Below are 20331 nucleotides of genomic sequence, written 5' to 3'. Positions count from 1 at the left end.
CCTTATTCCGCCGCCGCTTTCGCGGCCTTCTGAGCCGCGCGCAGTGCCTGGTTCAAATCGTCGATCAGGTCCTGGCTGTCTTCCAGACCGACCGACAGCCGCACCAGCTCCTCGCCGATGCCAGCGGCTTTCAGTTCGACAGCTGACATCTGCTGATGCGTGGTGCTGGCCGGATGGATCACCAGCGACTTGGCATCGCCGACATTGGCCAGATGCGAGAAGACCTGCAGCGCCTCGATCAGCACGCGACCGGCCTCGCGCCCGCCCTTCACGCCAAAGGAGAAGACCGCGCCGCAGCCCTTGGGCAGCAGCGTCTTCGCCAGCGCATGATCGGGATGCTCCGCCAGCTCCGGATACGAAACCCAGGCGACAGCCGGATGGCTTTTCAGGAAAGCCACCACCTTGCGGCTGTTCTCGACATGGCGCGCCATGCGCAGCGGCAGCGTCTCCACGCCCTGCAGCAGGTGGAAAGCATTGGTCGGCGACATGCAGGCGCCGAAATCGCGCAGACCCTCGGCCCGCGCCCGCATGATGAAGGCCGCCGGGCCGAACTCTTCGGCGAAATCGAGGCCGTGATAGCCGGCATAAGGCTCGGTCAGCGTCGGGAACTTGCCCGAGGCCTCCCAGTCGAAGCGGCCGGAATCGATCAGCGCGCCGCCGATGGCGACGCCATGCCCACCAAGGAACTTGGTCGCCGAATGCATGACCAGATCCGCGCCATGCTCAAAGCCCTTGAACAGGTACGGCGTGGCAAACGTGCAATCGAGCATCAGCGGCAAGCCCTCGTCATGCGCGATCTTCGCGACAGCCGGCACGTCGAGCACTTCCAGGCCCGGATTGCCGAGAATCTCGCCGAACACCAGCCGCGTCTCCGGCCTGATCGCGGCCTTCCATGCATTCATGTCGCGCGGATCGACGAAGGTCGTCGTGATGCCGAAGCGCGGCAGCGTATGGACGAGAATGTTGTAGCTGCCACCATAGATGTTGCGCGAGGCGACGATATGGCCGCCCTGCCCCATCAGCGTGGCGATGGCGAGATGCAGCGCCGCCTGGCCCGAACTGGTGCAGACCGCACCGACGCCGCCTTCCAGCGCAGCCAGACGCTCTTCCAGCACCGCAACGGTGGGATTGGAGATGCGAGAATAGATATGACCGCCGCGTTCGAGGTTGAACAGCGCGGCCGCATGGTCGGCATCGCGAAAAACGTAGGAGGTGGTCTGGTAGATCGGCACGGCGCGTGCGCCAGTGACCGGATCAGGCTGCTGGCCCGCATGCAGACTGAGGGTATCGAACCGCAGGAATTTCGCTTCCAGCATGGCGGCCTCCCGGGATTGTTATCTGTCCGGGTCCTTAATCCATGTGCGCCGGAGTGAAGTCAAGCCAGCCCCCCGGAAACCGCCAAATACGAAAAAAGAGGCCGCCGGACGGGCCGGCGGCCTGCAAAGTCATCAACAACAGGGAGGAAACTATGACCGGGACTAAATCCGACTGAGGCCAGTATGGCCGGGCCCACTTAAGATTTCATGAAGTGGCGGGCTTCCTGTATGGTCAGCCCATGACAAATCCCGCCGTCGTGTCACAGCCCCCGCCCGAGGCGGCTCCTGAAGGCCTGACCGGCCCCGTACAGGACCGGCTGCTGGACGCCGCGCTGACCTGTTTCCGGCGCCTGGGCGGCAAGCGAACCCGTATCGAAGACATCGCCGCCGAAGCCGGCATCGCCCGCACGGCGGTCTATCGCTACTACCCGAACAAGCGGGCCATCGTGGCCGCCCTAGCAACCCGCTGGCTGGCCGAGGACGAAACCCTGCTGGCTGCCATCGCGCGCGACCATGGACGTAGCCCGGCCGCGCGGCTGCAGGCTTTTCTGCTTGCCGACGCCGAATGCACGCGACGTTACTTAAGCGATCCCTGCCTGATCGAGGTGCTGGATGAAGTGGTGCTGCACCTGGGCGCGATCCTGCTGCAGCATCGCAATCACATCCGTCGTCATCTCACCGGCCTGCTGGCCGAAGGCAGCACCGCAGGCGCCTTCCGGGCCGAGCCGGCCGAGAAACTGGCCCTGGCCATCGACGACCTGATGAGCCGTTTCCACGACCCCCGTCTGGCCGCTGGGTTGGATAAAAGCGTATGGCGGGATCGGGCCACGGCGGCCGTCGACATGATCATGAGAACTGTCCGCGCACGCTGACCGGCTTTGACATATGACAATATATGTCATATGTCATTATTATGAACCCCATTCGGAAAATCATGATCCGTCGCGGCATGGCCATGCTGCTGGTCATCTCGGCTGCACTGGCCCGGCGCAGCGGGCTCAGGCTCCTGAGTTTTACCTGGTCGCGCCTGCTGGCCGCCCGGGCCATTGGCGCCAAGCGGATCGGGCCTGCCATCGACCTGCCCGGACTGGGGCTGGCCTGGCAGCGCGGCTTTCCGGCCGCCAAACAGGTCCCGGTCGAGCGGGTCACCACAGATACCGTCTATGCCCGGATCGAGACGCCCTGCCCGCTGCGCGGCAGCGGACAAACGGCGGCCTGTTGGCGGATGATGGAATACGACCGCGCGGTGGCCAAGGCGGCCGGCGGCCAGTTCATCGTACTGCAGAGCCAGGCCGAACCAGGCGTCACAACCTGTCGCGTCGCCCTGCGCTGGGCCGATGCGGCCAGCGAAGATCTGATGCCGGCGCATGTGCGCGCGCCGGAAAAACCTATTTCTTGAAAAAGGTATCGGCCGTCCCGCGCGCGGCCTGCTTTTGCTTGATCACACCACGGATGGTGACGATCTCGGCTTCCAGATCGGCGATGCGGCTTTCCAGGTCCTCGATCGACATGACATCGAATTTGGGCGGCGCCGGCTTGCGCGATTGTGCTTCATCCCAGTCCATGCCGTCCTCCCATACTGCGTCATGAAGGTCCACACAGTTTAAGGCTTTCTTGTCGCCGATCACAGTCTTGACCGGCAGGAACTGGATATACAGAACCCCTGTGCCGCCCTACTTATGGGCGACCTCCCCTTTATAAAAAAGCCTCCCCAATGACCGACTCCGCATTGTCTGCCCAGGTCAGGCCCGTGGCCATGACCGGCTTCCTGACGTTCATTTTCGCGGCCGGCACCGGCCTCACCGCCGCCAACCTGTATTACGCCCAGCCGCTGATCGGCCTGATTGCACCCGACATTGGCCTGAGCGACACCCTGGCCGGTTTCGTCGTCACCGTGACGCAGATCGGCTATGGCCTGGCGCTGCTGCTGATCGCGCCGCTGGGCGACAAACTGGAAAACCGCAGATTGGTGCTGGTCACCATGATCGCGGCAGCCATCGCGCTGACCGGCATGGCCTTCACCACCCATCCATTGCCGTTTCTCACCGCCGCGTTCCTCATCGGCCTGACATCCGTCGGTGCGCAGCTACTGGTCGCTTTCGCGGCGCAACTCGCCCCTGATCAGCGGCGTGGCCAGGTGATCGGCAACATCATGGCAGGTCTGATGCTGGGCATTCTGCTGGCGCGCCCGCTGTCGAGTACGCTGACCGATCTGTTCGGCTGGCGTGCCGTGTTCGAGATCATGGCCGCCGTCATGCTGCTGCTCGCGCTGCTGATGGCGTTGCTGCTGCCAAAGCGTCTGCCTTCCACGCATCTTTCGTATGGCGCGATCCTGCGTTCGATGATCGGACTGCTGCGCACCAACGCCGTGCTGCAGCGGCGCACCGCCTATCACATCCCGCTGTTCGCGGCCTTCAGCCTGTTCTGGACATCAGTCCCGCTATTGCTCGCTGGCCCGCAGTTCGGACTGAGCCAACAGGGCATTGCGCTCTTCGCGTTGTCGGGTGCGGCCGGCGCAATCGCCGCGCCGATTGCCGGACGCTGGGCCGATCGCGGCTGGATCCGCTTCTCCACTGGCTTCGCCATGACGCTGGTGCTGCTCAGCTTCCCGCTGGCCTGGTTCGCCGCAGAATGGCACTCGCTGCCGCTGCTGGCGATTGCCGGCGTGATGCTGGATTTCGGCGTACAGGCCAACCTCGTACCCGGCCAGCGGGCGCTGTTCTCGCAGGCGCCGGAAATCCGCAGCCGCCTGAACGGCCTGTTCATCGCCAGTTTCTTTTTCGGCGGCGCCGCCGGCTCGGTACTGGCCAGCGCCACCTATACCCATGGCGGCTGGCTCGGCACCATGGCCACCGGCGTGACGCTGCCGCTGCTATCGCTATTGTTCTTCGCTACCGAGTTTCGGCCGGGTAAGCGGTAAACCTGCGCACCGAGGACTCGACGGCGCGGCAGCATCGCCGTTAGATGACGCCAGCAAAAAAGAGGACTCGCCATGTTGCCGCAGCAGATGACCGTGATCGAGATCAGCCAGCCTGGCGGACCCGAGGTGCTGAAACCTGGGCAGCGTCCGCTGCCGCAAGTGGCGGCCGGCGAGGTTTTGATCAAGGTTGCGGCCGCCGGCGTGAATCGCCCCGACGTGCTGCAGCGCGCCGGCATGTATCCGCCGCCGCCCGGCGCGCCGGACTTCCCAGGCCTGGAAGTGGCGGGCGAGATCGCCGCTGTTGGAGCGGGCGTTCAGAGATGGAAGCTGGGCGACCAGGTCTGTGCGCTGGTGGCTGGCGGCGGCTATGCCACCTACTGCATCGCGCCGGCCGAGCAATGCCTGCCGGTGCCCAAAGGTCTCGACATGGCCGAGGCGGCTGCGCTGCCGGAGAACTGGTTCACCGTGTGGACCAACATCGCTGATCGCGGCCAACTCAAAGCCGGTGAAACCATCCTGATTCATGGCGGCGCGTCGGGCATCGGCGTCGCTGCGATCCAATTGGCGAAACTGTTGGGTGCGAAACGCATCTTCGCCACCGCTGGCACCGACGAGAAATGCCGCTTCTGCGAAAGCATTGGCGCCGAAAAGGCGATCAACTACAAAACCGAAGATTTCGCCACCCGCATCGGCGAACTCACTGACGGCAAGGGCGTCGACGTCATCCTCGACATGGTCGGCGGCAAGTATTTCGCCCCCAATGTGAAGAGCCTGGCCGAGGAAGGCCGGCTGGTGATCATCGCCGTGCAGGGCGGGCCCAAGGGCGAAGGCGACCTGAGCGTGCTGATGCGCAAACGCCTGACCGTTACCGGCTCGACACTGCGTCCCCGCCCGGTGGCCTTCAAGGGTGCCATCGCCCGGGCCCTGGAGGAGAAAGTCTGGCCGGCCTTCGCCGATGGCCGTCTGAAGGCCATCATTGACAGCCGCTTCCCCCTGGACCAGGCCGCCCAGGCCCATGCCCGGATCGACCATGGCGACCATGTCGGCAAAGTTTTGCTAACGATCTAATTAAAAACAATAACTTAGGTGGCATCGGGCGGTTGCACCGGCAAGCCGATGCACTATATTGTCGCGCGATTTCTTACAAAGCCCCGCGGGACGGGTCGCCCTGATCTTTTGCTGAATCGGGCGCGACCGCCCGGACCAATGAGGATTTAACCATGGCGTTGCCGTTGATGCCGAAAGCCACTGCCGTGTGGCTGATCGACAACACGAAGCTGACTTTCGACCAGATCGGCCGGTTCTGCGGCCTGCATCCTCTGGAAGTGAAGGGTATTGCCGACGGCGAAGTGGCGGTCGGCATCGTTGGCCTCGACCCGGTCGGCAACGGTCAGCTCGCGCCGGGCGAGATCGAGCGTTGCGAAGGCGATGCCTCCGCCGACCTGCGCCTGCTGGCACCGAGCGTGCCGCTGATGCGCCAGAAGACCAAGGGCGCGAAGTACACCCCGGTCTCCAAGCGCCAGGATCGCCCCGACGCCATCGCCTGGCTGCTCAAGTATCATCCGGAAGTGCCGACTGCGCAGATCCAGAAGCTGCTCGGCACCACCAAGGCGACGATCGATCGCGTGAAGAACCACACGCATCCGAATTACGCCAATATCAAGCCGCGCGATCCTGTCTATCTTGGCATCTGCAGCCAGACCGAGCTCGACCGTGTGCTGATCCTCGCGGCCAAGCGTCGCGACAACAAGGAAAAGCGCGAGGCGCGCGAAGCCCGGGCCAAGGCCCGCACCGAAGCGGCGCCCGCCGCCCCGCCGGAAGCGCCGGCGACCGGCACCAGCGACGAGTGAGATCAAAGGCTCTGGCATCCCCAGAGCCTTTTTCACATTGCCGTCAAGGCAACGCCGGGCGATAGGCTGCGAATCTGTCTGAACAGAGGGACGCCATCGCACCAAACCAATCCCGGCAATGGTCCGTGCGGCACAACCCATAATCTTTCTGCTTACTCGGCACGCAGCCTTTGCACGCTTGCCGGGCGGATCACCCGGGTCAGGGCATGTTGCCGCGTTATCGGGTCATTCACGCGAAAGCCTAGGCACTGAAACGGGATTCCGGTATAGGCTGACGTCAGGAGAGGCCGGAATAACGACCATGAATTGGCACCGGCAGAACAGGGTTTCGGGGCGTCTCTAACTCATGCTGGTTTTTATCATCAGACGACTGATGCAGGCGGCCCTCGTCATGGCCGTGATGTCGGTGCTGGTCTTCATCGGCATCTACATGATCGGTGATCCGCTCGCCATCCTGGTCAGCCCGGAAGCCACCGAGCTCGACAAGGAAGCCATCGCGCGCGCGCTCGGCCTCGACCGCCCCGTCTGGGAACAGTATCTCGCTTTCGTCTTCTCGGCGCTGAAGGGCGAATTCGGCAAATCCTTCGTCTTCGGCCAGCCCGCGATCAACCTGATCCTCGAGCGCCTGCCGGCGACGCTGGAACTCGCACTCATCGCCACTTTCCTCTCCGTCGTCATCGGTGTGCCGCTCGGCCTCTATGCCGGCTTGCGCCACCAGACCGTCACCGCTCGCGCCATCATGGCCGGTTCGGTGCTGGGCTTCTCGCTGCCGAACTTCTGGGTCGCGCTGATGCTGATCATGGTTTTCGCCGTGCAGTTCGGCTGGCTGCCGGCGTCCGGCCGCGGCCCCACCGTGGAAGTGCTGGGCATCCATGTCAGCTTCCTGACGCTGGCCGGTTGGAAATACCTGGCGCTGCCGGCACTGACGCTCGGCCTGTCGAAATGCGCGCTGATCATTCGCCTTGCCCGCGCTACCGCACGCGAGGTGATGCTGATGGATTACGTGAAATTCGCGCGCGCCAAGGGCTTGAACGAGACGCGCGTCATTGGCGTGCATATCCTGAAGAACATCATGGTGCCGATTGTCACCGTCACCGGCCTTGAACTCGGCAGCCTTATCGGCTTCGCCGTCATCACCGAGACGATCTTCTCCTGGCCCGGCACCGGCAAGTTGTTGATCGATTCCATCGTGCATCTCGACCGTCCGGTGGTCGTCGCCTACCTGATTGTCGTGGTCTTCCTGCTGGTGATGATCAGCCTGATCGTCGACATCCTCTACTCCGTGCTTGATCCGCGCGTGCGCCTGGGAGAGGTGAAATGAGCCAGGCTCCCGCCACTGCAACGCCAGTCACCGCCACGACCGGCGCGCCGCTCGCCAAGACCGAGGCGCCCTGGAAGCGCATCGTCGCCGACTTCGCCGAGAGCAAGCTGGCCATCCTGGGCCTGGTCCTGCTGGCCCTGTTCCTGCTCGCCGCCCTGCTGGCGCCGTACCTGTCGCCGCAGAACCCCTACGACCTCGCCATCCTCGACATCATGGATGCGCGCCAGCCGCCGGGCGAAAAGTCCGGCGACGGCTTTACCTTCATCCTGGGCAGCGACGGCCAGGGCCGCGACATGCTCAGCGCCATGCTCTACGGCCTGCGCATCAGCCTGGTCGTCGGCGTGGTCTCGGTGGTGGTCGCGCTCGCCATCGGCGCTGTCGCCGGCATGCTGGCCGCCTATAGCGGCGGCAAGATCGATGCCCTGATCATGCGCGTCGTCGACATCCAGCTGTCCTTCCCCGCCATCCTGATCGCGCTGATCCTGCTCGCGGTGCTGGGCAACGGCGTCGACAAGGTGATCATTGCGCTGATCGCCGTGCAGTGGGCCTATTTCGCTCGCGCCGCCCATGGCGCGGCGCTGGTCGAGCGCAACAAGGAATATATCGAGGCGGCGCGTTGCCTGGGTCTCAGCCGCACACGCATGCTGCTCAAGCACCTGCTGCCCAATTGCATGCCACCACTGATCGTCATCGCCACCATCAACATCGCCCGCGCCATCACGCTGGAAGCCACGCTGAGCTTCCTCGGCCTCGGTGTGCCGGTGACAGAACCCTCGCTCGGCATGCTGATCTCCAACGGCTTCGACTATCTGCTCAGCGGCGTCTACTGGATTTCGCTGTTCCCCGGCGTGGTACTCACGCTGGTCATCATCGCGATCAACCTGGTCGGTGACCAGCTGCGCGACGTGCTCAACCCCCGTCTCAAGCGCTGATCCAGTCCATGACCGCCACGCTCCAGGTCGAAAATCTCGAAACCCAGTTCCCGAGCCGTGACGGCATCGTCCGCGCAGTTGATGGCGTCAGCTTCTCTGTCGAGGCCGGTGAAATCCTCGGCCTGGTCGGCGAGTCCGGCTCCGGCAAGTCGATCACCGGCTTCTCGATCCTCGGCCTGATCGACCAGCCCGGCCGCATCGCCGCCGGCAGCATCAAGTTCAAGGGCGAGGAATTGACCACCGCCACGCCGGAGCGCCTGCGTGATCTGCGCGGCGCGCGCATCGCGATGATCTTCCAGGACCCGATGATGACGCTGAACCCGGTTCTGCGCGTCGACACCCAGATGATCGAGACCGTGCAAGCGCACGAGAAGGTCAGCGACAAGGCCGCCCGCGCCCGCTGCGTCGAGGCGCTGCAGGCCGTCGGCATCGCCGCGCCGGAAGATCGCCTGAAATCCTATCCGCACCAGTTCTCCGGCGGCATGCGCCAGCGTATCGCCATCGCGACCGCGCTGCTGCACAAGCCCGACCTGATCATCGCCGACGAACCGACCACGGCACTGGACGTCACCATCCAGGGGCAGATCCTCTACGAGATGCGCAAGCTCTGCCGCGATACCGGCACTGCGCTGGTCTGGATCACGCATGACCTCTCGGTCGTGGCCGGCCTGGCCGACCGCATCATGGTCATGTATGCCGGCAAGATTGTCGAAACCGGGCCGATCGCCACGGTAATCGAACGTCCGCAACATCCCTATACCCGCGGCCTGATCGGCTCGGTGCCCGGCGCGATGCCGCGCGGCAAGCGCCTGTTCCAGATCCCGGGCATGGCGCCCGCCCCGCTCAACCTGCCGCCGGGTTGCCGCTTCAAGGCCCGCTGCAGCCGCGCCGATGCGGTCTGCGACACCATGCCCGACCTCGTCGAGCTGCATCCGCAGCACAGCGCCCGCTGTCACCATCCCTTTGAAGCTAAGCCGCTGTCGCCGGCAGAGGTTGTGTCGTGAGCGCCGCCCCCATTCTCGAACTGAAAGCCGTCTCCAAGCGCTTCGTCTGGCGCCTGGATATCGCCGCCAAGATCGCCAACCTGTTCGGCGCCGGCATGAAGGAACGCGCCGTCCATGCGGTGAATCATGTCGACCTGTCCATCCAGGAAGGTGAGGTGGTCGGCTTGGTGGGCGAGAGCGGCTGCGGCAAGTCCACGCTCGGCCGCATTGTCGCCGGCATCCTGGACGCCACCGAGGGCACCATCAGCTATCGTGGCAAGGTCGTCGCTGACCGCAGCCAGGACGAGCAGCGCGCCTACAAGCTGGGTGTCCAGATGATCTTCCAGGACCCTTACGCTTCGCTCAACCCCCGCATGCGGGTGGAAGAGATCATCGGCGAGGCGCCGGTGGCGCACGGCCTGATCAAGCGCAACGAGATGGGCGCTTACGTCGAAAAGATCATGCTGCAGGTCGGTCTCGACCCACGCTATCGCCGCCGCTATCCGCACCAGTTCTCCGGCGGCCAGCGCCAGCGCATCGGCATCGCCCGCGCGCTCGCCGTGCAGCCGAAGTTCATTGTCTGCGATGAGGCCGTCGCCGCGCTCGACGTCTCGATCCAGGCACAGGTGCTGAACCTGTTCATGGACCTGCGCGAGCAGCTCGGCCTGACCTATCTGTTCATCAGCCACAATCTCTCGGTCGTCGAGCATATCTCCGACCGCGTGGTGATCATGTATCTGGGCCGCGTGGTGGAAAGCGCGCCGACCGAACAGCTGTTCGCCGCGCCGAACCATCCCTATACGCAGGCACTGCTGGCCGAGGCCCCCAAGCTGGTGGCTGAACGGCGCGACTACATGCCGGTGAAGGGCGAAATCCCCTCGCCGCTGAACCCGCCGCCGGGCTGCCATTTCCATCCGCGCTGCCCCCGGGCCTTCGACCGCTGCAGGACGGAAGTGCCTGCTTTGAAAGAGATTGCGCCCGGCCGCCTGTCGGCCTGCCATCTGAACGACGCCGCCTGACGGCCCGTTTTTTATCACGAGCCGGCCTTTTATCACGGCCGTGTCACGGCGGTTTATCGCCAAAAACGGAACTTTAAGACAAAGCCTCTAGTTTGGTCGTGTGAATGAAGCGTCTGCCCGACGCGGACGCGCACACCCAAAGGAGGCCGCCATGCGCAAGGCCGTCTTAACCAGTGCGTTCGTGTTCACAGCCACTCTGATCACCACCATGGCCGGCGCGCCGGCACAGGCACAGCAGCAGCCGATGCTTTGTGGCCTGCGTGACGAGATGGGCAAGATGCTGAACCAGCGGTTCGGCGAACAGCCGCAGGCTGCCGGCGTTGTCGGCGACCGCATCGTCGAGCTGCTGGTTTCGCAGACTGGCTCCTGGACGCTGCTGATCACCAGCACCGACGGCCGCGCCTGCGTGGTCACCGGCGGCGAGGATTGGACCGATCAGCCGGTCAACACGCCCAGCAAGGTGAAAGCCGATAAGGTCAACATCGAGTCGACCTTGTAAGCCTTCAGGCCTGAACCGGGCGCTTCACCCGGAACCAGGCGGCATAGAGCGCCGGCAGGAACAGCACCGTCAGCAACGTGGCGACCAACAGGCCGCCGATGATGGTGTAGGCCATCGGACCCCAGAAGTTGCTGGTCGACAGCGGAATCATGCCCAGGATGGCGGCCAGCGCCGTCAGGATGATCGGGCGGAAGCGGCGCAGGGTTGCATTGATAATCGCTTCCCACGGCGCCTCGCCCGCGCCGATATCCTGCTCGATCTGGTCCACCAGAATTACCGAGTTGCGCATGATCATGCCGGCGAGTGCGATGGCGCCCAGCATGGCGACGAAGCCGAAGGGCACGTGGAAGACCAGCAGGCCCAGCGTGACGCCGATCAGACCCAGCGGCGCGGTCAGCAGCACCAGCAGCATGCGCGACACCGATTGCAGCTGGATCATCAGCAGCGTCACCATGATCATGATCATCACCGGTACCACGGCGCCGATCGAGGCATTGGCCTTGGCGCTTTCCTCAATGGCACCCCCCATCGTGATGCGATAGTTCGGCGGCAGCTGCTTGCGCAACTCGTTCAGCTTCGGCTCGATCTGCAGCGACACCACCGGAGCCTGGATACCATCGACGATATCGGCACGCACCAGGATCACCGGCTGTCGGTCGCGCCGCCAGATGATGCCCTCTTCCAGCGCGTAGCGGATCTCGGCCACTTGGCTGAGCGGGACCGGGCGGGTGCTGTCGGCGCCGGCCACGTTCAGATCCTTGATACCAGTCAGGCTGAGGCGCTCGCCGGCCTCTGACCGTGCCACCACGTCGATCAGCTCGCGGCCTTCGCGGTACTGCGTCACGGTCATGCCGGAGACGATGGAGTTCATCGTGGTGGCCAGGTCCTGCGAGGAGATGCCCAGCAGGCGCGCCTTGGCCTGGTCGACATCCAGCAGAACCGCTTTCGACAGTTCGTTCCAGTCCAGATTGACGTCGCGCGTATTCGGATTGGTGCGCATCACGTCGGCGACCTGGAAGGCAATGCGGCGCACCTCCATCGGATCGGGGCCACTGACGCGGAACTGCACCGGGAAGCCGACCGGAGGACCGTTCTCCAGCCGGTTGACGCGACCGCGCAGCAGGGTGAAATCGTCCTGGAAAGCTTTGATCAGGCGGCTGCGCACGCGCTCGCGCTCTGGATCCCCCTTGGTCAGGATCACGACCTGGGCGAAATTCTCGTTGGGCAGCTGCACATCCAGCGGCAAGTAGAAACGCGGCGAGCCGCTGCCGATATAGGTCGTGTAATTCGCGATGTCCTTGTCGTCTTTCAACAGCGCTTCCAGTTTCAGCGCCTCCGTCTGGGTGGCGGCGATGGACGCGCCCTGCGGCAGGCGCAGGTCGACCATCAACTCGGGGCGGTTGGAAGACGGGAAGAACTGCTGCTGCACCAGGCCGAAACCGGCAACGCTGAACAGGAAGATTCCGGCCGTCGCGCCAATGACGATCCAGCGCCGCGCCACGCACCATTCCACCACCGGGCGGACGAAGCGGTAGACGCCGCGATGGTAGACATCCTCGCTATGGCCATGGCCGGCCTTCGGCGTCGGCAGCAGCGTATAGCCGATATAGGGCGTGAAGATCACCGCCACCACCCAGGAAACCAGCAACGAGATGGTGACTACGGCGAAGATCGAGAAAGTATATTCGCCGGCCGAAGATTTGGCGAAGCCGACCGGCACGAAACCGGCCGCCGTGATCAGGGTGCCGGTCAGCATCGGGAAGGCCGTGGTGGTATAGGCAAAGCTGGCGGCGCGGAAACGGTCGAAGCCCTGTTCCATCTTCACCTGCATCATCTCGACCGCGATGATGGCATCATCCACCAGCAGGCCGAGGGAGATGATCAGCGCGCCCAGCGAGATGCGGTGGAAGTCGATGCCGAATATCTGCATGCAGACAAAGGTGATCGCCAGCACCAGCGGAATGCAGAGCATGACCACCAGGCCGCTGCGCAGGCCGAGGCTGAGGAAGCTGACGCCCAAAACGATCACCACGGCTTCCAGCAGCACCTGCATGAATTCCGAGATCGAGCGCTGCACCACGGTCGGCTGGTCGGCCACCTTCTTCATCTCGATGCCGATCGGCATGTCGGCCTTGATCCGCGTCATGGCGGCATCGAGCTGCTTGCCCAGCTCGATCATGTTGCCGCCCTTGGCCATCGAGACCGAAAGCCCGATCACGTCCACGCCATTGAACCGCATATGCGCGGCAGGCGGATCGGCATAGTCGCGCTTGATCTCGGCGATATCGCCGAGCCGGATCAGCCGGCCATTGGCCTGGAAGGACAGCTCCTGCAGGGCACGCGCGGTCGAGAGATCGCCACTGACCCGGGTGGCGATGCGGTCGGATGCGGTCTGCACCACGCCCGACGCCGTCTGGCTGTTCTGCTGCTGGATCACACTGATGATCTGCTGCGGATTGATGCCCAGATTGGCCAGCTGCTTGTTCGAGAATTCGATGAAGATGCGTTCGGGCTGCACGCCCAGAAGGTCGGCCTTGCCCACGTCGCGGATGCGCAGCAGTTCCTCGCGCACGTCCTCCACATAGTCCTTCAACTCGCGATGGCTGAAGCCGTCGGCGCTGAAGGCATAGATAGTGCCGAAGGTGTCGCCGAATTCGTCGTTGAAATACGGGCCCTGCACGCCGGCCGGCAGGTTCTGCCGGATATCGCCGACCTTCTTGCGCACCTCATACCAGACACCGGCGACGGCCTTGGGCGGTGTGCTGTCGCGCAAGCTGACGAAAATGGTCGATTCCGCTGCCTTGGAATAGCTGCGCACATTGTCGAGATACGGCGTCTCCTGCAGCTTCTTCTCGATCTTGTCGGTGACCTGCTGCTCGACTTCGCGCGCCGTGGCACCCGGCCAGTTGGTGCGCACGATCATCACCTTGAAGGTGAAGTCCGGATCCTCGGCGCGGCCGAGCTGGACATAGGACATCGCGCCCGCCGCCAGCAACAGCACCATCAGGAACCCGATCAGGCTGCGATGGCGCAGCGCCCAGGCGGAAAGATTGAAACGGTCTTCCGGGCCGGCAGCCGCAGGCTGGCTCACGACTTGATCCCCGGCAGCATGTCCGCCGAAGAGGTTGCCTGCACCTCGGGCAGCAGACGCACGGTCTGGCCCGGGATCAGCTTGTGCACGCCAGCGGTGACCACCTTCTCGCCGGCCTTCAGGCCATCAGCCACCAGCACGGCCTTCTCGATATAGGCGGCGACGCGCACCGGGCGCAGCTCAACCTTACCCTGACCGCCATTGCCGTCGCTGCCGACATAGACCCAGACGGCCGGCTTGTCGCCATCCTGGTAGAGGGCGGCGAGCGGCAGTGCAACCACGCTGACATCGGCACGCCGCATGATCGCCACGGTCGCAGTCATGCCCAGCCGCATGCTGGGCGGCGCGGCCTGCACGCTCACCTTCACGGCATAGGTGCGGGTGGCTGGATCGGCGCCGGGCGCGATCTCGCGCACCACGCCGGTGTAATCCTTATCGGGCTGGGCCCAGAGGCTGATGGTGATTCCAGTGGCCTGACGCAATTCGTCCAGTCGGTTCTCGGCGACGTTGAACACCACTTCCTTCTCTTCCGGCCGCGCTAGCTTCATCACGGTCTGGCCCGAGGCCACCACCTGCCCGGACTCGACGCCGATCGCCGTGACGACGCCATCGGCATCGGCATGCAGCTCGGTGTAATCCATCTGGTTCTGCGCAACCCGCATCTGGGAACGCGCGCTGTCGAGCTGGGCTTCCGCAGTGTTGTAGGTGTTCTGGCGGCGATCCAGCTCGGCCTGGCTGATCACCTTGCTTTCGAACAGCTTCTTGTAGCGATTGAGTTCGGTCTGGGCCTGATTGAAGTTGGCTTGCGCGGCGCTCAGTTGGCCGCGGGCATTCTGGATGGCGAGGCGGGTATCTTCCGGATCGAGGCGGGCCAACACCGTGCCCTTCTTCACTTCCGAACCGATCTCGACATAGCGCGCGACGATTTTTCCACCGACGCGGAAGGCCATGTTGGTTTCGTAGCGGGCGCGGACTTCGCCGGTATAGCTCGAGCGGTTCTCGTAGATCTGCGGCGCGACGGTGGTGATGCGCACGGGGCGGATCGGTTCGGGCGGTGGCGCATCCTGACCGCAGGCGGCCAGCAGCAGCACGAGCACCAGGGCCGCAACCATGACCGAGAGTTTTGGGGAGTTCACACGCATCGCCGCCTCTTCTGCACACGGCCGGGCGGGAGTGCCTCTACACTGCGATGTCGATAGTCCCCCGAACGCCGTACGCTACTGTTCCTGCTTCCCTGCCGGCGGCACCGCTCTGTCGGCGGTATCCGTCGGTTTCAGCAGCCCGTCTTTCGCACGCTCCAGAACCCACACCCGGATCGCACTGGAAAGATTTCCGTTCCGCGCAGAGTCGATATCGCTGACCACCTGGTTGATGGTCTTGCCGTCGACGGCGGCCAGCACCTGTATCGCCTCCCAGAACGCCTGTTCCAGGGAGATGCTGGTGCGGTGTCCGCCAACTACGACGGAGCGTTTCTTTACCGTCGTCGGCATATCGAACCTGCCCGGCCGGAGGGCCGTGACCGAGGCTGCTTAGCATCGGGATATGTCCGCGCCAAGACAGCCTTCCCGGTCGGCGTGACGGCCGTCACCAGTTACCCTCAGGAAAGTTGGGCACAGAACTCCTGGATGCGGCCGCAGGCATCTTTCAGCGCTTCGGTTGACGTTGCGTAAGAGATGCGGAAATGCGGCGCCAGGCCGAAGGCTTCACCGAAGACGACGGCGACGCCCTTCTCTTCCAGCAGCGCATTGGCGAAATCGAGATCCGAGGTGATCTTCACGCCGCCCTTCGAGGTCTTGCCGATGGTACCGGCGCAGCTCGGGTAAACGTAGAAAGCACCTTCCGGCTTCGGGCAATGGATACCCTTGGCCTGGTTCAGCATGCTGACGACCAGGTCGCGGCGCTGCTTGAACACGGCGTTGTTCTTCGGGATGAAGTCCTGCGGACCGTTCAGCGCCTCGACGGCGGCAGCCTGGCTGATCGAGGACGGGTTCGAGGTCGACTGCGACTGCAGGTTCGACATCGCCTTGATCAGTTGCTGCGGACCAGCGGCATAGCCGATGCGCCAGCCGGTCATGCAATAGGCCTTTGACACGCCGTTCATGGTCAGCGTGCGCTCGTACAGCGCCGGCTCGACCTGGGCCGGGGTGGTGAAGACGAAATTGTCATAGACCAGATGCTCATACATGTCGTCGGTCAGGATCCAGACATGCGGATGGCGCACCAGCACATCGGTCAGCGCCTTCAGCTCGTCGCGCGTATAGGCGGCGCCCGAAGGATTGGACGGCGAGTTCAGGATTACCCACTTGGTCTTCGGCGTGATCGCCTTGTCCAGCGCTTCGGGGCGCAGCTTGAATCCGTCATCGGCCTTGCCGGTCACGAACACCGGCGTGCCGCCGGCGAAGTTGACGATATCGGGATAGCTGACCCAGTAGGGCGCCGGGATGATGACTTCATCGCCCGGATTCACAGTGGCCAGCAGCGCGTTGAACAGCACCTGCTTGCCGCCGGTGCCGACACTGACCTGCTCGGGCTTGTAGTCCAGGCTGTTTTCGCGCTTGAACTTGGCGACGATCGCCTGCTTCAGCGCCACGGTGCCGTCGACATCGGTATAGCGCGTCTCGCCGCGGTCGATCGCCGCCTTGGCGGCCTCGCGGATATTGGCCGGAGTCTCGAAATCGGGTTCGCCGGCGCCGAGGCCGATCACGTCGCGGCCGGCGGCCTTGAGCGCGCGGGCCTTCTGGGTGGCGGCAATGGTGGCGGACGGCTTGATGCGACCGAGAGCATCGGACAGGAACGGCATGACGATTGCGACTCCTAGGCGCGAAAACAGAGGGGAAAGGCGGGCGAACCATACGTCTGGCCTCTGGGCGGTGCAACATATCAACTTGTCACCAGACAATGTTTTGCCGCAAAACCGGGCAGCGCGGCGGCGGCTTGGGCAGCCAGCCTGCCCCTTCCCCCTGCGCATGGCTTTTCGAGCGGTTTTCGCCCCTGTCATCAGGACCTGTGGCTGGTCCCGGAATTGCATACAGATTGCCCTGGGCCTGTGTCCGATTCGCCCTTGGCGGGTGTGCAACCCAAGGCATAGACTGCCGGGCCTGCAACCGACCCGACTCGCAAAGATCGGCCAGGATTAACAGTTCTACGGGGAGACTACTGATGACCTTCGCGCGCAGCATGACCTTTGCGGCGGCCGGCCTTGCGCTGGCACTGGGAGCGACTGGGCTGGGGACCGCCGGCACGGCCGTGGCCCAGACCAAAGTGAAATTCACCCTCGATTGGGCCTTCCAGGGCCCGACCTCGGCCTTCCTGGTCGCCGAGCAGAAGGGGTACTACAAGGCCGAAGGCCTCGACATCACCATCGATGCGGGCCAGGGCTCGGCAGGCGCGCTGCAACGCGTCGCCACCGGCGCCTACGATATGGGCTTTGCCGATATCAACGCGCTGATCGAATACAACGTGAAGAACCCCGACGGCCAGGTGAAGGCCGTGATGATGGCCTATGATGCGCCGCCGTTCGGCGTCTATGCGCTGAAGTCGTCCGGTATCAAGTCGCCGAAGGACCTGGAAGGCAAGAAGCTCGGCGCGCCGGTCTTCGACGCCTCCTTCAAGCTCTTCCCGGCTTATGCCGCCAAGGTCGGCATCGACCGCAGCAAGGTGACCAACATCAATCTGACACCGCCGCTGCGCGAGCCCAGCCTGAAGAATGGCAGCGTCGACTTCATCAGCGGGCATTACTTCTCTTCGATCCTCGATCTGGAGAAGATCGGCGTGAAGGAAGACGAAATCATCGCCTTCCCCTATGCCGATGCCGGCATGGACTTCTATGGCAACGCCGTCGTGGCCTCGCCGAAGTTCATCAAGGAAAATCCGGCTGCCATAAAGGCGGTGGTCAAGGCGACCATCAAGGCCTGGAAGGAAATCGCCGCCGATCCGAACGTTGGCATCAAGGCGACCAAGACCCGCGACGGCCTGACCGACGAAGCGCTGGAAATGAAGCGCCTGAAGCTGTCGCTGGAGCGCAATGTCATCACCAAGTACGTCAAGGAGAACGGCTTCGGCGGCGTCGACATGGCCCGCCTGCAGCGCTCCTCCGATGCCGTGGCTGCGGCCACTGGCCTGGAGCGCGCGCCGAAGGCCAGCGAGCTGTTCGAGGAAGGCTTCCTACCGCCCAAGGCAGACCGCATGATGCCGTGATCGGCTGAGCAAAAGCTGATACAGTGAGGCGGCGGGGGAAACCCCGCCGCTTTCTTTTGTGCCCCGTCGACTCTGTATCCTTCTCGTCCGTCTTTCGCAGTTCGCCACTCATAACAATGACCGCATCCCCCCAGACCCGGACCAACTGGCAGGCGGTGTTCGCCGTTCTCGCAGCCGGCATCATCGTTTCCATGCAGATCGGCAAGCTGCCGCCGCTGCTGACCCAGCTACGCGCCGAATTCGGCCTTGATCTGGTTCTTGGCGGCCTGCTGGCCTCCTCTGTCAATCTGATCGGCGCCTCGCTCGGCATCATGGCCGGCTTCGCCAGCGACCGGATCGGCCGGCGCAGTGTCAGTCTTGGCCTGCTGATCGCAGCCTGCGGCAGCGTGCTGGGCGCTTTCGCGCCCGACGGTGCGGCCGGCACCATCCTGCTGCTCGTCGCCCGCCTGATCGAAGGCCTGGGCTTTGTGCTCACCGTGGTCTGCGGTCCTAGCCTGATCGCTGCCGCCAGTCTGCCGGCCCAGCGCAGCCTCGCGCTCGGCTTCTGGAGCAGCTACATGCCGCTCGGCGTGTCCGGCGGCCTGCTCGGCGCGCTGTTCGTCAATCTCGGTCTGGTCGACTGGCGCGGCCTGTGGCTAGTCATGGCCGGTATCCTCGTCATCGCCGCCATCGTCATCGACCGCCTCACCGTCGGCGCATCTCTCCCCAAGGGGCGCGGCTTCAGCGCGGCGGCAATCAAGCGCTCCGGCCCCTGGCTGCTGGCCGGCTGCTTTGCCTGCTACACCACGCAATGGTTCTCCATCGTCACCTGGATGCCGACCTACCTGCAGGATAGCGGCCTGATCGGCAGCACCGGCATCGCCATCGGCGTGGCCATGGTGGTGCTGGTCAATGCGGTCGGCACCACCACCTCGGCGGCACTGATGCATCGTGGCATGCCACACTGGGCCATTATCGCCACCGTCAGCCTCGGCATGGGCATCTTCGGCGTGCTGTGCTTCGCGCCCGACCTTCCGGTCCTGCTGCGCATCGCGCTCGCCATGGCCGCCAGCGGTTTCGGCGGCATGCTGCCGGCAGCCGTGCTGGCCAGCGTACCCGGACAGGCGCGCGAGCCAGGCGAGATCGCCACCGTGAACGGCATCGTCGTGCAGCTTCTCAATATCGGCTCTTTCATAGGCCCGCCGGCGCTGGCTGCCCTGGTCACCCATTTCGGCGGCTGGAGCGACGGGCGCTGGTTGCTGCTGGCGGCGGGCTGTATCGGCCTGCTGCTGGCGCTGGGCCTGCGCAGCCTGGACCGGCGAAAGGCCGTCGCATGAAAAGCAGGTTTGATCGCGGCGACGCCTATCTGCTGCTCACCGTCTTCATCTGGGGCAACACTTTCCCTACGGCGAAATACGTGCTGGGCGTCATGCCGCCCAACGTCTATGCCTCGACACGCTATATGCTGGCGGCATTGACGTTGATGGCGGTGCTGGCCTGGCGCGAAGGCATCAGGCTGCCGCAGCGCCGCGACCTGCTGGCGCTGATCGGCTTCGGCTTCCTCGGCATTACCCTGATGCAACTGCTGTGGACCAATGCGCTGTCACTCAGCACGGCCTCTAAAGGCGCCATTCTTGTTGCCACCTCCCCGATCTGGGCGATGATCTTCAGCAGCCTGCGCGGCCAGCGCCTGTCGCTGCTGGCCTGGGGTGGCGTGCTGCTGTCCTTCTGCGGCGTCTTCCTGGTGATCAACAACAGCCTGACCGCGATTACTGTCGGCGGTGGCCATGTCATCGGCGATCTGATGTTCGTGGTGGTCGCCTTCTGCTGGGCGCTCTATTCCGTGATGTCGCCACCCTATCTGGCGCGTCTGGGCGCGCTCTATGTCTCGGCCTGGTCGATGCTGTTCGGTGCGCTGCTGCTGATACCCACCATGGTCTGGGGCTGGAGCGACATGCGCTGGGACGCCTTGGGCACCGGCCATTGGGCCAGCTTCCTCTACACGGCAATCCTCGCCGGCGCGCTGGGCTATGTGTTCTGGTATGAGGGCATCCGGCGCATCGGCGTCGCCCGCTCGGTGGTCTATTCCTACCTGATCCCGGTCTTCGCCATGCTCAGCGCCGTGACATTCCTGGGAGAGCATATCTCAGCCGCGCAGCTGATCGGCGCGGCGGTGGTGATCACCGGCCTGGCGCTGACGCGGTTCAACGCAACGAAATAGAAC

At 64.2% G+C, this 20331-nt stretch carries 19 protein-coding genes; 13 read left to right on the top strand and 6 right to left on the bottom strand.

The window, feature by feature from the left end; all coding sequences use genetic code 11:
- Window positions 1-2: 2 nt before the first annotated feature.
- A complete protein-coding gene (locus AC1RRT_RS13810; RefSeq protein WP_493014384.1) occupies window positions 3-1316 on the bottom strand; it encodes an O-acetylhomoserine aminocarboxypropyltransferase in 1314 nt (437 codons plus the stop codon).
- Between the two features lie 239 nt (window positions 1317-1555).
- On the opposite strand from AC1RRT_RS13810, the gene AC1RRT_RS13805 reads away from it, so the two are divergent.
- Entirely contained in the window at window positions 1556-2188 is a 633-nt protein-coding gene (locus AC1RRT_RS13805; protein ID WP_493014383.1) for a TetR/AcrR family transcriptional regulator, read from the top strand.
- A gap of 77 nt (window positions 2189-2265) precedes the next feature.
- Window positions 2266-2715: a hypothetical protein gene (locus AC1RRT_RS13800; RefSeq protein ID WP_493014382.1), complete on the top strand. Its 450-nt coding sequence runs from the start codon at window positions 2266-2268 to the stop codon at window positions 2713-2715.
- Here the strand turns inward: AC1RRT_RS13800 and AC1RRT_RS13795 are convergent.
- Window positions 2705-2881 carry a DUF1192 family protein gene (locus AC1RRT_RS13795; protein WP_493014381.1) on the bottom strand — a complete coding sequence of 59 codons (177 nt, stop codon included), beginning with the start codon at window positions 2879-2881 and terminating at the stop codon, window positions 2705-2707. The genes AC1RRT_RS13800 and AC1RRT_RS13795 overlap by 11 nt on opposite strands.
- Window positions 2882-3030: 149 nt before the next feature.
- Between AC1RRT_RS13795 and AC1RRT_RS13790 the strand changes: the two genes are divergently transcribed.
- The 8 genes from AC1RRT_RS13790 to AC1RRT_RS13755 all read left to right on the top strand — a co-directional run bounded on the left by AC1RRT_RS13790 (window position 3031) and on the right by AC1RRT_RS13755 (window position 10840).
- Entirely contained in the window at window positions 3031-4236 is a 1206-nt protein-coding gene (locus AC1RRT_RS13790; protein WP_493014380.1) for an MFS transporter, read from the top strand.
- A 72-nt stretch (window positions 4237-4308) separates the two neighbouring features.
- Window positions 4309-5304: an NAD(P)H-quinone oxidoreductase gene (locus tag AC1RRT_RS13785; RefSeq protein ID WP_493014379.1), complete on the top strand. Its 996-nt coding sequence runs from the start codon at window positions 4309-4311 to the stop codon at window positions 5302-5304.
- A 152-nt stretch (window positions 5305-5456) separates the two neighbouring features.
- Window positions 5457-6086, top strand: a complete 630-nt coding sequence (locus tag AC1RRT_RS13780; RefSeq protein WP_493014378.1) for a cell cycle transcriptional regulator TrcR — start codon at window positions 5457-5459, stop codon at window positions 6084-6086.
- Window positions 6087-6432: 346 nt separating this feature from the next.
- The gene (locus AC1RRT_RS13775) at window positions 6433-7407 is read left to right on the top strand and encodes an ABC transporter permease (protein WP_493014377.1); all 975 of its coding nucleotides are present in this window, start codon (window positions 6433-6435) and stop codon (window positions 7405-7407) included.
- Window positions 7404-8339 (top strand): ABC transporter permease, encoded by a 936-nt coding sequence (locus AC1RRT_RS13770; RefSeq protein WP_493014376.1) that lies wholly within the window; start codon window positions 7404-7406, stop codon window positions 8337-8339. The genes AC1RRT_RS13775 and AC1RRT_RS13770 overlap by 4 nt, the downstream gene beginning before the upstream one ends.
- A gap of 8 nt (window positions 8340-8347) precedes the next feature.
- Complete coding sequence (locus AC1RRT_RS13765; RefSeq protein ID WP_493014375.1) at window positions 8348-9343, top strand: ABC transporter ATP-binding protein; 996 nt, start codon at window positions 8348-8350, stop codon at window positions 9341-9343.
- Window positions 9340-10341 carry an ABC transporter ATP-binding protein gene (locus AC1RRT_RS13760; RefSeq protein WP_493014374.1) on the top strand — a complete coding sequence of 334 codons (1002 nt, stop codon included), beginning with the start codon at window positions 9340-9342 and terminating at the stop codon, window positions 10339-10341. The genes AC1RRT_RS13765 and AC1RRT_RS13760 overlap by 4 nt, the downstream gene beginning before the upstream one ends.
- A 151-nt stretch (window positions 10342-10492) precedes the next feature.
- Entirely contained in the window at window positions 10493-10840 is a 348-nt protein-coding gene (locus AC1RRT_RS13755) for a hypothetical protein (RefSeq protein ID WP_493014373.1), read from the top strand.
- A 4-nt stretch (window positions 10841-10844) separates the two neighbouring features.
- Here the strand turns inward: AC1RRT_RS13755 and AC1RRT_RS13750 are convergent, their stop codons facing one another.
- From AC1RRT_RS13750 to AC1RRT_RS13735, 4 genes are all read right to left on the bottom strand, one after another.
- Complete coding sequence (locus tag AC1RRT_RS13750) at window positions 10845-13931, bottom strand: efflux RND transporter permease subunit (RefSeq protein ID WP_493014372.1); 3087 nt, start codon at window positions 13929-13931, stop codon at window positions 10845-10847.
- Window positions 13928-15073, bottom strand: a complete 1146-nt coding sequence (locus AC1RRT_RS13745; protein ID WP_493014371.1) for an efflux RND transporter periplasmic adaptor subunit — start codon at window positions 15071-15073, stop codon at window positions 13928-13930. The genes AC1RRT_RS13750 and AC1RRT_RS13745 overlap by 4 nt, the downstream gene beginning before the upstream one ends.
- Window positions 15074-15148: 75 nt before the next feature.
- Window positions 15149-15421 (bottom strand): ribbon-helix-helix domain-containing protein, encoded by a 273-nt coding sequence (locus tag AC1RRT_RS13740; protein WP_493014370.1) that lies wholly within the window; start codon window positions 15419-15421, stop codon window positions 15149-15151.
- 107 nt (window positions 15422-15528) lie between these two features.
- Window positions 15529-16731, bottom strand: coding sequence for a pyridoxal phosphate-dependent aminotransferase (locus tag AC1RRT_RS13735; protein ID WP_493014369.1), 1203 nt, complete (start codon window positions 16729-16731; stop codon window positions 15529-15531).
- A 359-nt stretch (window positions 16732-17090) separates the two neighbouring features.
- On the opposite strand from AC1RRT_RS13735, the gene AC1RRT_RS13730 reads away from it, so the two are divergent.
- From AC1RRT_RS13730 to AC1RRT_RS13720, 3 genes are all read left to right on the top strand, one after another.
- Window positions 17091-18128: an ABC transporter substrate-binding protein gene (locus tag AC1RRT_RS13730; RefSeq protein ID WP_493014368.1), complete on the top strand. Its 1038-nt coding sequence runs from the start codon at window positions 17091-17093 to the stop codon at window positions 18126-18128.
- A gap of 116 nt (window positions 18129-18244) precedes the next feature.
- On the top strand, window positions 18245-19444 hold the full coding sequence (locus tag AC1RRT_RS13725) for an MFS transporter (protein WP_493014367.1): 1200 nt from the start codon (window positions 18245-18247) through the stop codon (window positions 19442-19444).
- Window positions 19441-20328 carry a DMT family transporter gene (locus AC1RRT_RS13720; protein WP_493014366.1) on the top strand — a complete coding sequence of 296 codons (888 nt, stop codon included), beginning with the start codon at window positions 19441-19443 and terminating at the stop codon, window positions 20326-20328. The genes AC1RRT_RS13725 and AC1RRT_RS13720 overlap by 4 nt, the downstream gene beginning before the upstream one ends.
- Window positions 20329-20331: the final 3 nt, after the last annotated feature.

The sequence above is a fragment of the Ferrovibrio sp. GW821-FHT12B10 genome, from assembly GCF_058807515.1.
The sequence above is the reverse complement of the archived record's forward strand: the minus strand, read 5'-3'. Positions and strand labels throughout refer to the sequence as shown.